General features: G+C 63.6%; 12 protein-coding genes. 5 read left to right on the forward strand and 7 right to left on the reverse strand.

Going from position 1 to position 13570, the window contains the following annotated elements:
- The 5 genes from B3873_RS13385 to B3873_RS13405 form a co-directional block, all read right to left on the reverse strand.
- The coding region (locus B3873_RS13385; RefSeq protein ID WP_286866655.1) for an alanine/glycine:cation symporter family protein at window positions 1-753 on the reverse strand (753 nt) is incomplete at its 3' end.
- Between the two features lie 11 nt (window positions 754-764).
- Window positions 765-1430 carry a DUF3386 domain-containing protein gene (locus tag B3873_RS13390; protein WP_186510211.1) on the reverse strand — a complete coding sequence of 222 codons (666 nt, stop codon included), beginning with the start codon at window positions 1428-1430 and terminating at the stop codon, window positions 765-767.
- Window positions 1431-1465: 35 nt separating this feature from the next.
- The gene (gene carB, locus B3873_RS13395; RefSeq protein ID WP_286866656.1) at window positions 1466-4786 is read right to left on the reverse strand and encodes a carbamoyl-phosphate synthase large subunit; all 3321 of its coding nucleotides are present in this window, start codon (window positions 4784-4786) and stop codon (window positions 1466-1468) included.
- Window positions 4779-5942: a glutamine-hydrolyzing carbamoyl-phosphate synthase small subunit gene (gene carA, locus B3873_RS13400; protein WP_039788710.1), complete on the reverse strand. Its 1164-nt coding sequence runs from the start codon at window positions 5940-5942 to the stop codon at window positions 4779-4781. The genes carB and carA overlap by 8 nt, the downstream gene beginning before the upstream one ends.
- 311 nt (window positions 5943-6253) lie before the next feature.
- Window positions 6254-6661: a GlcG/HbpS family heme-binding protein gene (locus B3873_RS13405; RefSeq protein ID WP_034338629.1), complete on the reverse strand. Its 408-nt coding sequence runs from the start codon at window positions 6659-6661 to the stop codon at window positions 6254-6256.
- Window positions 6662-7012: 351 nt separating this feature from the next.
- Between B3873_RS13405 and B3873_RS13410 the strand changes: the two genes are divergently transcribed.
- Window positions 7013-7615 (forward strand): C40 family peptidase, encoded by a 603-nt coding sequence (locus B3873_RS13410; RefSeq protein WP_039788715.1) that lies wholly within the window; start codon window positions 7013-7015, stop codon window positions 7613-7615.
- Window positions 7616-7706: 91 nt separating this feature from the next.
- Here B3873_RS13410 and B3873_RS13415 read toward each other — a convergent pair whose 3' ends face one another.
- Window positions 7707-8681, reverse strand: a complete 975-nt coding sequence (locus B3873_RS13415) for a patatin-like phospholipase family protein (RefSeq protein WP_286866662.1) — start codon at window positions 8679-8681, stop codon at window positions 7707-7709.
- A gap of 147 nt (window positions 8682-8828) precedes the next feature.
- On the opposite strand from B3873_RS13415, the gene B3873_RS13420 reads away from it, so the two are divergent.
- Window positions 8829-9728: a hypothetical protein gene (locus B3873_RS13420; protein WP_286866657.1), complete on the forward strand. Its 900-nt coding sequence runs from the start codon at window positions 8829-8831 to the stop codon at window positions 9726-9728.
- A gap of 13 nt (window positions 9729-9741) precedes the next feature.
- Complete coding sequence (locus B3873_RS13425) at window positions 9742-10332, forward strand: IMPACT family protein (RefSeq protein ID WP_286866658.1); 591 nt, start codon at window positions 9742-9744, stop codon at window positions 10330-10332.
- Window positions 10333-10446: 114 nt separating this feature from the next.
- Here the strand turns inward: B3873_RS13425 and B3873_RS13430 are convergent, their stop codons facing one another.
- Entirely contained in the window at window positions 10447-11886 is a 1440-nt protein-coding gene (locus B3873_RS13430) for an MFS transporter (RefSeq protein WP_286866659.1), read from the reverse strand.
- Between the two features lie 159 nt (window positions 11887-12045).
- On the opposite strand from B3873_RS13430, the gene B3873_RS13435 reads away from it, so the two are divergent.
- Together B3873_RS13435 and B3873_RS13440 are read left to right on the forward strand one after the other, a co-directional pair.
- Entirely contained in the window at window positions 12046-12711 is a 666-nt protein-coding gene (locus B3873_RS13435; RefSeq protein ID WP_039788727.1) for a helix-turn-helix transcriptional regulator, read from the forward strand.
- A 115-nt stretch (window positions 12712-12826) separates the two neighbouring features.
- On the forward strand, window positions 12827-13570 hold a 744-nt coding region (locus tag B3873_RS13440), incomplete at its 3' end, for a hypothetical protein (RefSeq protein ID WP_286866661.1).

The following is a 13570-nucleotide window of genomic DNA, read 5'->3' on the forward strand; positions in this document are numbered from 1 at the left end:
CAGATTGGCCAGCAACACCAGAAGGCATGCAGCGATGTAGAGGATCGACATCAACGGAACAATGGCGGAGGCCGCCTGGGCAATGCGTTTGATGCCCCCGATCACGACAGCGAAAACCAGGGCCGCCAAAACGACTCCGGTCGCCAGCCTCGGGATGCCGATCAGGCTCAAGGCAGACGACACCTCAAAGGCCTGCACTCCATTGCCGATGCCGAAGCCCGCCAACATTCCGAAGAGGGCAAACAGGCCCGCCATCCAGCTCCAGCCGCTGCCGAGTCCGTTGCGGATGTAGTACATCGGCCCACCCACGTGGTTTCCGTCTCCATCGGTTTCGCGGAACTGAACCGCGAGCACCGCTTCGGCGTACTTGGTTGCGATGCCGAAGATCGCGATGATCCACATCCAAAAGACGGCACCAGGTCCACCAACGGCGATGGCCCCCGCCACACCGGCAATGTTTCCCGTGCCGATCGTGGCCGACAACGAGGTCATCAGCGCTTGGAAGGGGGTGATCTCCCCTTCCGTTTGTGATGCAGCCGGCCGCAGCATCATCGAGATGCCGTAACCCAGCCGTTGCAGCGGCATGAACCGCAGGCCCACCATCAGAAGAATGCCCGTCGCGGCAATCAAAAGGACGGTGGGCCATCCCCAGACGATGCTGTTGATCGGGCCATTGATGGCCTGAATGGTCGACTCGACTCCGCCCATGCCTTTCAACAGGTTTGGGCGGATGGTCTCATAGCCGGCTTGCACCGGCAATCAACTCAGAGCGATTCGAGATCTTCAAAACGGAAGGTCTGGCTTCCGGCGGGAGTATCGCCATGGGCTTCGGTGGTCACGACCCGCTCGGTCAGCACCCAGGGGCCATCTCCAGGAAGAGCAGCGAAGCTGTCTTTGAAGCTGCTGCGGCCGCCCCGGGCTTCTCCCGTTGCCGGGTCGGCGTACTGACTGGTGTAGGTGTGGCTGAGGTAGCCCGCACCCGTGTCGGTGACATCGGTGGTGTAGATCGTCACGACGGTGCCGTGGATGTGGCGGTGAACCATGGTCACCACGTCATCTTTGATGCGGTATTTGTCCCCGGCTCCCTTGCCGCCGACGAGCACTTCGGTTCCCACTTCGTTGGTGTCACCGGCGGTGAAGGTGTTTTCACCGTGGGTCTGCTCGAAGCTGCGACGCACGCGATGGATCGCGACTTCCCAGAGCTGGGAATTCACCGCCTTGAGGATCTCTTCGTTTTCAATGCCGTCCACCTTGGCTTTGAGATCGGCACCGATCTCAAACGTGCCCTCGACCCGTTGATCGCCCTGTTGCCAGATGCAGCGGCCGCGATAGCCGGAGAATCCAGGCGCCCAGGTGTAGCGGTTCTCGTAGGCGCGACGGAAGTCATCACGCAGGTCGCTTCCAGGCTTGACGGGAACGGAGGCTGTCACAGCGTTGAGGTGGCTCCCGCAACCCTACCGGTGGCCTAACGCTGCATGGCGTGCACGTCCTGCAGGGCATGGATGCTGAGCCTCGGCTGTTGCTGGAGCGCTGAGATCGCCTCCACCGCTGCCCGTGCTCCCGCGAGGGTCGTCACCGTTGGAACGGCGTAATCGAGCGCTGCCCGACGCAGGTACTTGTCGTCATGGGCAGCTTGGCGGCCAATCGGTGTGTTGATCACCAACTGCACCTGATTGGAGCGGATCTGATCCTCGATGTTGGGGCGCCCCTCGTGCACCTTGAGCACCGATTGCACCTTCAATCCCGCGTTGGCGAGCGCCTGAGCCGTGCCTGATGTGGCCGTCACATCGAACCCGAGTTCGATCAGCCGAGCGGCGATGGGCACCAGCGCCTGTTTGTCGCGGTCGTGGGTGGAGAGGAACACCGTCCCCTGGGTGGGCAGCGCTTCTCCAGCGCCGAGCTCAGCCTTGGCATAGGCCATGCCGAAACTGTCGGCGGATCCCATCACCTCTCCCGTGGAGCGCATTTCCGGCCCCAGCACCGTGTCGGCCCCCGGGAAGCGCCGGAACGGCAGCACCGCCTCCTTGATCGACTGAAGCGGCGGCTTCGGCTCGCTGGTCATGCCGATGTCGGCCAGGGTTTCGCCCGCCATCAGTCGGGTTGCCAGGCGAGCGAGAGGTTGACCTGTGGCCTTGGCGACGAAGGGGACCGTCCTGGAGGCGCGGGGGTTGGCTTCGATGATGTAAACCACTTCCGAGCCATCGGTGTTGCGCTGCACGGCGAACTGGAGGTTGATCAGACCCCGCACCTCGAGCGTTTGCGCCAGGGAGCGACTCCACTCGCGAATCGTGTTCAGTGCCGTCTCGCCGAGGGAAACCGACGGCAAGCAGCAGGCCGAGTCGCCGGAATGGATTCCCGCCGGTTCGATGTGCTCCATCAGCCCACCCACGATCACAGCACCGGTGTGATCGCAGAGGGCGTCCACGTCCACCTCAACAGCGTTTTCGAGGTACTGGTCAATCAGCACCGGATGGTCGGGCTCCACCTGCACGGCTTCGCGCATGTAGCGGTTGAGTTCCTCTTCGTCGAACACCACTTCCATGGCCCGTCCGCCCAGGACGTAAGAGGGACGCACGACGACCGGGTAGCCCACTCGTGTGGCCACGGCCCGTGCTTCCTCTTCGCTGCGTGCCAAGCCGTTGCGGGGTTGGCGGATGTTCAGATCGCGGAGGATGGCTTCGAACTGCTCGCGGTCTTCGGCCCGGTCGATCGATTCAGGGGAGGTGCCCCAGATGCTGGTGCCCGTGGCGCGCCCCTCATCGCTGTCCAGCCAGCGCAGCAGAGGAATGGCGAGTTTCAGAGGCGTTTGTCCACCGAATTGGACCACCACGCCATCGGGACGCTCCGCTTCGATCACATTGAGAACGTCCTCCAGGGTGAGCGGTTCGAAGTAGAGGCTGTCGCTGGTGTCGTAATCGGTGGACACCGTTTCCGGATTGCTGTTCACCATCACCGTGGTGATCCCTTGATCCTGCCCGGCAAAGGAGGCATGGCAGCAGCAGTAGTCGAATTCGATGCCCTGCCCGATTCGGTTGGGTCCACCGCCGAGGATCATCATCTTGCGGCCGTCCTCACGACGACTCACTTCGGACGAGGCGGGAAGGGGCTTGAGGGATCCGTCGGCCTGCAGGGTCTGCAAGGGACGCTCGTAGGTCGAGTAGTGATAAGGAGTGGAGGAAGCGAACTCCGCTGCGCAGGTGTCGACGGTTTTGAAGACGGCGCGAACATCGAGCTGATGGCGCCGCTGACGCACCGACAATTCGTCGCTTTTGGTGTGCCAGGCGATCTGTCGGTCTGAAAAACCCAGCTGCTTGGCCTCAAACAAGCTGTCGGCATCCAGCTGATCCAGGCTTTTGCCCTTGATCAGCCTGGCCTCCGCCTCAATGATCCGCCGCAGTTTGGCCAGGAACCAGGGGTCAATCCTGCTGATCCGTTGAATCTCCTCATCGCTGCGTCCGCGCACCATCGCCGTTCGAACGCTGAGGATGCGCTCCGGAGAGGGGGTCCTCAGCTGACGATCCAGCTCAGCATCCGTGAGTTCCGGTTCCTCCCGGTCGCCTCCCCAGCCCGAGAATCCGGTTTCCAGGGAACGCATGGCTTTCTGGAACGACTCTTCGAAACAACGGCCGATGGCCATCGCTTCGCCCACCGATTTCATTGAGGTGGTGAGCACCGCCGGACTGCCTCGGAATTTTTCGAAGGCGAAGCGTGGAATTTTGGTGACGACGTAATCGATCGTCGGTTCGAAGCAGGCAGGCGTCTTGCCGGTGATGTCGTTGAGGATTTCGTCGAGGGTGTAACCGACGGCGAGGCGAGCGGCGATCTTGGCGATCGGGAAGCCGGTGGCCTTGGAGGCCAGTGCCGAGGAACGCGAGACGCGCGGGTTCATTTCGATGACGATCATGCGGCCATCGGCCGGGTTGACCGAGAACTGCACGTTGGAGCCGCCGGTATCCACACCGATTTCACGCAGCACCGCCAGCGAGGCGTTACGCATGATCTGGTATTCCTTGTCGGTCAGCGTCTGTGCCGGTGCGACGGTGATGGAGTCACCGGTGTGCACGCCCATCGGATCCAGGTTTTCGATGGAGCAGACGATGATGCAGTTGTCCGCCTTGTCGCGGACCACTTCCATTTCGTATTCCTTCCAGCCGATCAGCGATTCTTCGATCAGCAGTTCGGAGGTCGGCGAAGCTTCCAGGCCGCGCTTGCAGATGGTTTCGAATTCTTCGGCGTTGTAGGCGATACCGCCGCCGGTGCCGCCCATGGTGAAGGACGGACGGATGATGACCGGGAAGCCGATGGTCTTCTGCACCGCCCACGATTCTTCCATCGTATGCGACACGCCAGAACGGGCCGAACCCAGGCCGATCTTGGTCATGGCCTGCTTGAACTTGGAGCGGTCTTCCGCCTTGTCGATGGCTTCCGGAGTCGCACCGATCAGCTCGACCTTGTACTTGTCCAGCACGCCGTGGCGGTGCAGGTCCAGCGCGCAGTTCAGCGCGGTCTGGCCGCCCATGGTCGGCAGGATGGCGTCCGGCTTTTCCTTGGCGATGATGCGCTCGACAGCTTGCCAGGTGATCGGTTCGATGTAGGTGGCATCGGCCATTTCCGGGTCGGTCATGATGGTGGCCGGATTGCTGTTGACCAGGATGACCTTGAAACCTTCTTCACGCAGGGCCTTGCAGGCCTGGGCGCCGGAATAGTCGAATTCGCAGGCCTGGCCGATGATGATCGGGCCAGCGCCAATGATCAGGATGCTTTTGATGTCAGTACGCTTAGGCATTTTGTTTCTTCTCCATCATCGCTACGAACTTGTCGAACAGGGGAGCGATGTCATGCGGTCCAGGGGATGCTTCGGGGTGGCCCTGGAAGCAGAAAGCAGGTTTGTCGGTGCGCTCGAAGCCTTGCAGCGAGCCATCGAAGAGTGACACGTGGGTCACGCGGCAGTTGGCCGGCAGGGTCGCCTGGTCCACGGCGAAACCGTGGTTCTGCGAGGTGATCATCACCTGCTTGCTGTCCAGGTCCTGCACCGGGTGGTTGGCGCCGTGGTGGCCGAACTTCATCTTGAGGGTCTTGGCACCGGAGGCCAGGGCCATGATCTGGTGACCCAGGCAGATGCCGAAGGTCGGGATGCCGCGCTCGATCAGTTCCTTGGACGCAGCGATGGCGTAATCACAGGGTTCCGGATCGCCAGGACCGTTGGAGAGGAAGATGCCGTCCGGGTTCAGCGCCAGCGCTTCGGCCGCAGTGGCTTGCGCCGGCAGCACGGTGACCTTGCAGCCGCGCTCGGCCAGCATGCGCAGGATGTTGAACTTGACGCCGTAGTCGAAGGCGACCACGTGGAATTTCGGGGTGATCTGCTGGCCATAGCCACGGCCCAGACGCCATTCGGTCTCGGTCCAGTTGTAGGCCTTCCGGGTGGAAACCACCTTGGCCAGGTCCATGCCGGCCAGGCCCGGGAAGGCGCGCGCCAGTTCCAGTGCCTTGGCGGTAGCGGCAGCGATGTCGGCTTCACCGGCGACGATGGCGCCGTTCTGGGCACCCTTCTCGCGCAGGATGCGGGTCAGCTTGCGGGTATCGATGCCGGCGATGGAGACGATGTTGCCTTCTTTGAGGTAATCCGACAGCGATTGCTGGCTGCGGAAGTTCGACAGCAGGCGCGGCAGGTCCTTGATGATGAGGCCGGCGGCGTGGATCTGCGAAGCTTCGACGTCTTCACGGTTCACGCCCGTGTTGCCGATGTGCGGATAAGTGAGGGTGACGATCTGGCGGCTGTAGCTGGGGTCGGTCAGGATTTCCTGGTAGCCGGTCATCGCGGTATTGAACACGACCTCACCGGTGGTGTTGCCTGCGGCGCCGATGGAAAAACCTTGGAAGACAGACCCGTCTGCGAGCGCGAGGACGGCCGGAATCGCGGGACCGGAAAGAAGAGGCAGCAAGGGTAACTCCTGAGATTGTTACCGCCGCGGCTGGATGACCGGTAGACCTTTGCGCGCCAAACTGACCGGCGCGAACACCCCGACTCATTCGGTACGGAAGCGTGGCTGGGCCTGTTGGGAACGAGGAAGAGGAATGGGTATGCGCTACGGCGGATAAAATTGGCTAAACCGCTCGATTATAGCGCAAAAGCCTCCCTCCGGCAAATCGTAGATTGCCGAAAGTTGGCGTAAATTGCACCGAAATTGCACCGAAACAGCGTGCAAGCAAGGCGGGAACGCCGGCCGGCAAGGCCGCCGGCGTCGAGGGGAAATTACAGGCCCAGGGCAGCGATACCGGCCTTGGCGATCTGCACGTCTTCCGAGGATTTCACACCGGAGACGCCGACGGCGCCGACGTAATGGCCTTCAACCACCACCGGCACGCCGCCTTCGAGCAGGCCGTCCAGGCCGGGGGCGCTCAGGAAGGAGACGCGGCCGTTGTTGATCATGTCTTCATAGATCTTGCTTTCGCGGCGGCCCAGGGCAGCGGTGCGGGCCTTGGCCGGGGCGATCTGCGAGGAGATCGGGGCAGCGCCGTCCATGCGCTGCAGCCACAGCAGGTGGCCACCGTCGTCGACCACCGAGATGGCCACGTTCCAGTTGTTGGCACGGGCTTCGGCTTCAGCGCCGGCAGCGATCTTCTTGACGTCGTCCAGCGACAGGAACGGTTTGGTTTGCATGGTGGCTCCGATACGCAGAAAAAATTGAACGCTGATTGTACGGCCAGAAAGTCTTTTTTGACATCCCGCCCGGCCAACTCATCTTTCACCAATAGATGAAGATTTTTGCATCAACGCGACCCTCTCGATCGCTTTTCTCATGCATCAAGGAAACTTTCTGCAAAAACGTAAATCATTTAGCCGAAATATTTTCCTACCCCGTGTAGGAAAAACACTTACTGGGAGAAGGCGCCAAATACCCCGCTTTTGCCCCATAAATGATTTCAGTTTGACAAGCTGGCACGAATCCAGCTTTTGACAAGCCGTAAGATTTACCTTACAGTCCCGCAATCCTATTTTGAGAGGATCCCGATGACCCTACGCCGATCTGACCGAATCCGACGACAAACCGCTCGTGCGTGCGCGCTCGCAGCCGGCCTTTGGATCAGTGCATCGGCCTATTCCGCTGACCTTTCCCTGGCAGCGCAGGATCTTCCCCCTCCCCAAGCCACCTCCCCGCAAGCCCAGCTGCTGATCAGCAAGACCAATCTTGCGATCGCCCGCCTGCAAGACATCACCAACCGCGCCTCCGAACTGGCGACCCAGGCCCTGGCCATGCTGGGCATCAATTACCGCTACGGCGGCAATTCGCCCGATACCGGCCTGGATTGCAGCGGACTGGTGCGTTACGTCTTCAAGGAAGCATGGGGCACCGACCTGCCGCGCACCTCGCTGGAAATCAGCCGCGTGGGCGAGAAGATCGGCAGCGACAATCTGCAGCCCGGCGACCTGGTGTTCTACAACACCCTGCGCCGTGGTTTCTCGCACGTGGGCATCTACCTGGGCGATGGCAAGTTCATCCACTCCCCCTCGGCCGGCGGCCAGGTGCGTATCGAGAGCATGGACGAGTCTTACTGGAAGAAGCGCTTCAATGGTGCACGCCGCATCATCGCAGGTGAAGAAGAGCAGAAATAATCACCATCGCGGTGCAGACCGCATGGCAAAAGGCCGCTGGAAACAGCGGCCTTTTTTTTCGTTCATATCCCGGCCAAAAACGGCCAAGCCATCAATTGCCGCCGCCCGCCATCAGCTTCAGCTTGCGCTTGATTTCCGGCATGGCAGCGGTGGCGGCCTGCTCCCCAGCCAGGATGGCCACGTTGCGGCTGGCGAAGTCGCTGCCCTTCATCGAACCCAGGCCCGGCTGCAGCACGATGTCGGCGTTCTTGAGTTCATACTGGTTGATGGTCTGGCCCATGATGGCGAAGGTCTGCAGCAGCACGTCGATGGAGCTGCTGGAGGCCGCCTGCGCCTCTGGATTGGCCGAGATGTTGACCGCGATCACGAAGTCCGCCCCCATCTGCCGCGCAAAGCGCACCGGCACCGGCGACACCAGCCCGCCATCCACATAGGTGTGGTCACCGATCCTGACCGACTGGAACACCCCCGGCACCGCTGACGAAGCCCGCACGGCAGTGCCGGCATTGCCGCGCTGGAACAGTATGGGCTGGCCGGTGCGCAGGTCGGTGGCGACTGCGCCGAAGGGAATCTTGAATTTCTCGATGGGGACGTTGTGCACGGCCTTGTTGACGTAGTTCTGCACGCCCTCGCCCTTGAGTACGCCGCTGACCTTGGAGAACAGCGGCACCGACCAGTCCGAGATGGCGGCCTCATCCATGGCCAGCGCCAGCTTCTGCAGGGCGAAGCCATCATTGCCCGCCGCATAGAGCGCCCCGACCAGGCTGCCGGCGCTGGTGCCGGCTACCACATCGACGGTGATGCCCTGGGCTTCCAGTGCCTTGATCACGCCGATGTGGGCAAAGCCGCGTGCCGCGCCGCCGCCCAATGCCAGGCCGATCTTGATGCGGCGTGGCGTCGGTGCCGCCGTGGCGCTGGGCGCAACCGCCGTGCCGGCCGGCGTGGATCCGCTGGCCTCCACGGGCTTGTTGCCGGCACCGCCCGGCAAGAGCGACGAGGTACCGCAGGCAGAGAGAAGGAATACCGAAGCGATGGCCGCAGCCATCAAGCGAGAGGAGAGGCGCATGACGCGAGGGAAAGCAGTGACGAAGCCCGACATTGTACTGCAAGCGCCCTGCCCGTCCGGAGAGCACGGGAGGCGGTGGTGTAGAATGCGGCCCCTGGCTTTTCGATCCGGCCCGGCACATCCAGGCATCACAGGCAGCATAGGCACATGAATATCGTCATCAACGAAGAACTGAAGCAGTACATCGATCCCCTCACCCCCAACGAGTACGCGGCGCTGGAACGCAGCCTGCTGGCCGAAGGCTGCCGCGATGCGCTGGTGCTGTGGGGCGACGTGCTCATCGATGGTCACAACCGTTACGAAATCTGCAGCAAGTACGACCTGCCTTTCAAGACGATCCAGAACGACAGCTTCGGCTCGCTGGAAGATGTGCTGCTCTGGATGATCGACAACCAGCTCGGCCGCCGCAGCGTCTCGGACTTCCAGCGCGGCATGCTGGCCCTTCGCAAGCGCGACATCATCGCCGCCCGCACCAAGTCCGAGGCCACGCCGCCCAAGAACTCCGCCACGGAAGAGAACCAAGGCGAAGGCGCAGCCGCCAGCGATGCGCCTGCGACCAGTGACGATCCCTGGCACGCCGACGACAACACCGGCCGCATCAAGACCCGCGAAGACATCGCCCGCGCCGCCGGCATCAGCAGCGCCACCATCGGCCAGATCGACCGCATCCGCAAGACGGCCGCGCCCGAGCTGGTGGAAGCAGTGCGCAATGGTGCCATCTCCATCAATGCCGCCGCCGCCGTGGCAACCCTGCCCAGCGAGGCGCAGGTCAGCGCCGTGGCCGGGGGCAAGAAGGAATTGCGCGAAGCCGCCAAGAAAGTGCGCGAACAGAAAGCCGCCACCCGCACCCCGCGCGCACCCAAGCCCGATGAGGCGATCACGGAAAACGCCATCCCGCTGGTGGAGGGCCAGGAAAACGAACTCACTGCCACCCTGCGCCGCGAAATCGCTGCCCTGCAGTCGCGCGTGAGCCGCCTGTCGGAAGAGAACCAGGGCCTGCGCGCCGAACTGGCCCTGCTAAAGGGCGCCGCACCGCAGCAGGACTGAAGCGCCCTCTTTCATGGCCACCTTCACCATCGCCCGGCGCGCCGAGATCGAACTGGAGATCCGCAAGAGCCGCTTCATCGGCATCGTCACGCCGGTGCCCGGCCGCGAAGCCGCCATGCAGGAAATCGCCCGAATGCGCGATGCCCATCGCAACGCCACCCACGTCTGCTGGGCATTGATGGCCGGCGGCCAGTCCGGCATGTCCGACGATGGCGAACCGTCAGGAACGGCGGGGCGCCCGATGCTGGAAGTGCTACGCCACCATGAACTCGATGGCGTACTGGCCATGGTGGTGCGTTACTACGGTGGCGTGAAACTCGGCGCAGGCGGCCTGGTGCGCGCCTATACCGATGCGATTGCGACTGCGCTCAAGAGCACGGAGCGCACCGAACGCGTGGCCCAAGCCGAGATCGAGATCGGCGTGGTCTATTCCGCCGAACCGCAGCTGCGCCACTGGCTGGCCCAGCAGAAATACGAATTGCTGGACAGCCGCCACGACACCCTCGCCCATCTTCACCTGCGCTTGCCCGAAGCGGCGCTGTCGCAGGCCGAGGAGGCCATTCGCCGGCTCTCTTCGAACGCCGAGATCAAGCGCATCATCTGATCCATCCGCGCCCGCCGGGCCGCCTCGGGCGGACGCGACCACAGCATGTCGAACTCGGCCACCAGCAGGTGGTAGTCGATTTCCGTCAACGGTGTTGAAGCATTCATGCCACCCTCACCGGTCCCGCGTCACACTGCGCGCCACGAAGATCGCCAGTGCCGGAGCCAGCGTGAACAGCGCCAGCAATACCCAGGCTGCGCGCGCAGTGGCCTCTGCCCCGCCCGCTCCCAGCCCGGCCTGATTGGCGACCAGTCCCGCCAGTGCCGCCCCCAGCGCCATGGCAAACAATTGCACCGTCGTGATGGCCGACGAGGTCAGGTTCTCTTCGCCGGGCTGCGCCGCATGCAGCGCACAGGCCACCAGATGCGGCCAGCCCATGCCGATGCCCAGACCCGTCACCCCCAGCGCCAGCACGATCAGGCCATCGGCCAACGTGCCTGCGGGCAGCCACTGCGCGGGCATCAAGAACGCCAGCAGGGCCATGCCCAGCGTCATCATGCAGGGACCGAGCCGGATCATGCGCAAGGCCGCCGCACCGCTAAGGCCAGAGCAGCCCAGCGACCCCAGGCTCCAGCCCGCTGCCATGGCCGCCGTCGCATAGCCGGCGCCCAGCGGGTCGTAGCCATGCAAGCCCTGCAGGAAATACGGCAGGAAGATTTCCACGCAACTGCCCATGACCAGCAAGGCAATGCAGGCCATCACCCCGCCCATCACCGTGCGCGGCCGATAAGCCGCGTGCGGCAGCAGGTTGGCGCGATGGCCCAGGTCGATACGCGCCATCCACACAGCCAGCAACACTCCCGCCAGCACGCAGGCCGAGGCCAGCCAGTCATCGTCGGCCTGTGCGGCCAGCGCTACCAGCACTACCGATGAAGCCAGCAAGGCGATGCGTCCCAGCGGCACGGCCTGCGCCGGGCCGCTCGCGCTGCGCACCGTCGCCGGCCCCAATTGCCGCCACACCAGCCAGGCCTGTGCGGCAAGCAGGGGCAACAAGGCAAAGAACGCCACGCGCCAATGGCCGCTGGCGGCAAACAGACCGCCGACGGCGGGCCCCAGCAAGGTCGAGACACCCCACATGCCGGACACCAGCGCGATGGCACGCGGCCACATGCGCGGCTCGAACACCAGCGGGATCAGGGCATACGCCAGCGCCGCCAGCAGACCGCCGCCGATGCCCTGCACCGCCCGCCCCGCCAGCATCCATCCCATGCTGCCGGCGCTGCCGCACAGCAAGGCGCCGCTGCCGAACAGCGCCAGCGCCATCAGGTAGGTGGCGCGCGCGCCCATCGCCCCCATGAGCTTGCCGGTCAAGGCGGAACCGGCGATGGAGGCGGCCACGAAGAGCGTCACGTTCCAGGCGTAATACGCCAGGCCGCCGATATCCCGCACCACGGAGGGCAGGATGGTGGTGACGATGTGCACGTTGATCGCATACAGGGCGACCCCACCGGTCAGCGCTACGGCGCGCCAGCGGTGCGGGCCCAGCAGTTCACCCCAGCCGGCCGCAGCCGTTGCGGCGCCTGGGGAAAGGGATGAGGTGGAAGAACGGGTCATGGCAACAGGCCTTTCTGAATGCAGCGGACACGATGCGTGGCCCGGGACCGCATCGACAAGGACGGGACACCGGGATATTATGCAAGCCAATTCTTGCTTAATTACCCCAAATGGTAAGAGCAATTTTTTAATTAAACAAGTAAACACTTGGAAAATAGTATGCGCGATGAAAGCTCTGCTGCCGACACCGGCCCCAGCACGGCCGAACGACTCCTGCTGCGCCTGAAGACACGTGGACCGGCATCCACCGCCGAACTGGCAGGCGAACTGCAGATCACGCCCGAGGCGGCGCGCCAGCAATTGCAGAAGCTGGCGGCCGAAGGCCTGATCTGCCCGCGCCAGGTCCAGACTACTGTGCGGGCCGGAAGGCCGCGCCAGGACTGGGAGTTGACCGGTGCCGGCCATCGCCGCTTTCCCGATACCCACGCCCAGCTGACGGTGCAGTTGATCGGTTCGATCCGCCAGCTCTTTGGCGAACCCGGCCTGCACAAGCTGATCGACCAGCGCGAGCAGGACATGCGTGCGGACTACCTGCTGCAGTGCGACGGGATCACGGCACCCGGCAAGCGCCTGCAGCGGCTGGCCGAGCTGCGCACCGCCGAGGGCTACATGGCACGGGTGGAAAAGCAAGGAAGGGATTGGCTGCTGATCGAAGACCACTGTCCCATCTGCGCCGCCGCCAGCACTTGCCAGGGATTTTGCCGTTCGGAGCTGCAGCTCTTTGGCGAGGTGCTGGGCGAGGAGTTCGCCATCACCCGGGAGGAGCACCTGCCCGCAGGCGGCCGGCGCTGCGTCTATCGTATCCGGCGCTTGCCCGTGCGCTGAAGCGCGGGACTGCCGGCACGGCCGGAAATGTGCGAAGATCGCGCTCGCCGCGCCGCCTCGGGGGAGGCCGCACGGCCATCGTCACCATGCCACCGTACCAACGCCAGGGGAAGCCATGCCGCCAGACCAGAGTGATTTCGATCCCGTACTCTTCATCAAGGATGGGCCGTCAAAGCCCTTGCTCGATCCCAAGCAATATCCGTACATGTGCAACGACAGGGGCGTGGGCAGCCAGAGCGAGACCCCTGTGGGCGAGATCATCGCCCTGGCACCGGAAGCGCCGGCCCTTGAACGCGGCGCGACCTACCGCGACATCGCCCATTGGCAGCGCACCGTCACGCCCAAGGACTGGCCCTCTTACGAGATTACCGAATTCGATTTCCGTGTTCCCGAGGTACGCTACGAGCCGCTGCCCGCCACTCCGGAGAACGCCCAGGCTTTCGGCGCGACCCTGTTGCGCGACGGACAATGCCTGCACTTTCCCTTCGACAACCTGGTGATGGCCGACTACACCTATGGCAAGTGGGCCGGCTATGAATCGCCCTACCTGGGCGATGGCCGCAGCCGCGAACTGCTGACCTGGAATGCCACCGACCTGGAGTATCACTACTTCGCGCACATCTTCTTTTCGCGCGGACCCGAACCGCTGGTGATCACGGTGGCGCGCTGGCGTCCTTACGTCAATGAAATCAGCCTGGCCGACCTGTGGGTGGAACCGGGCGATGCCCTCGTGATCCCGCCCAAGCGCATGGCCCCGCCGCCCACGCCGGGCATGAGCGAAGAGGAGAAGCGCCTGCTGGTGGTGGACATGCACAACAACCGCAATTCAGCCCAGGCCTGCCGCCGCTATGACGGCCCG

The sequence above is a fragment of the Herbaspirillum sp. UBA812 genome (assembly GCF_002296545.1).
Classification (GTDB): Bacteria; Pseudomonadota; Gammaproteobacteria; order Burkholderiales; family Burkholderiaceae_D; genus Herbaspirillum; species Herbaspirillum huttiense.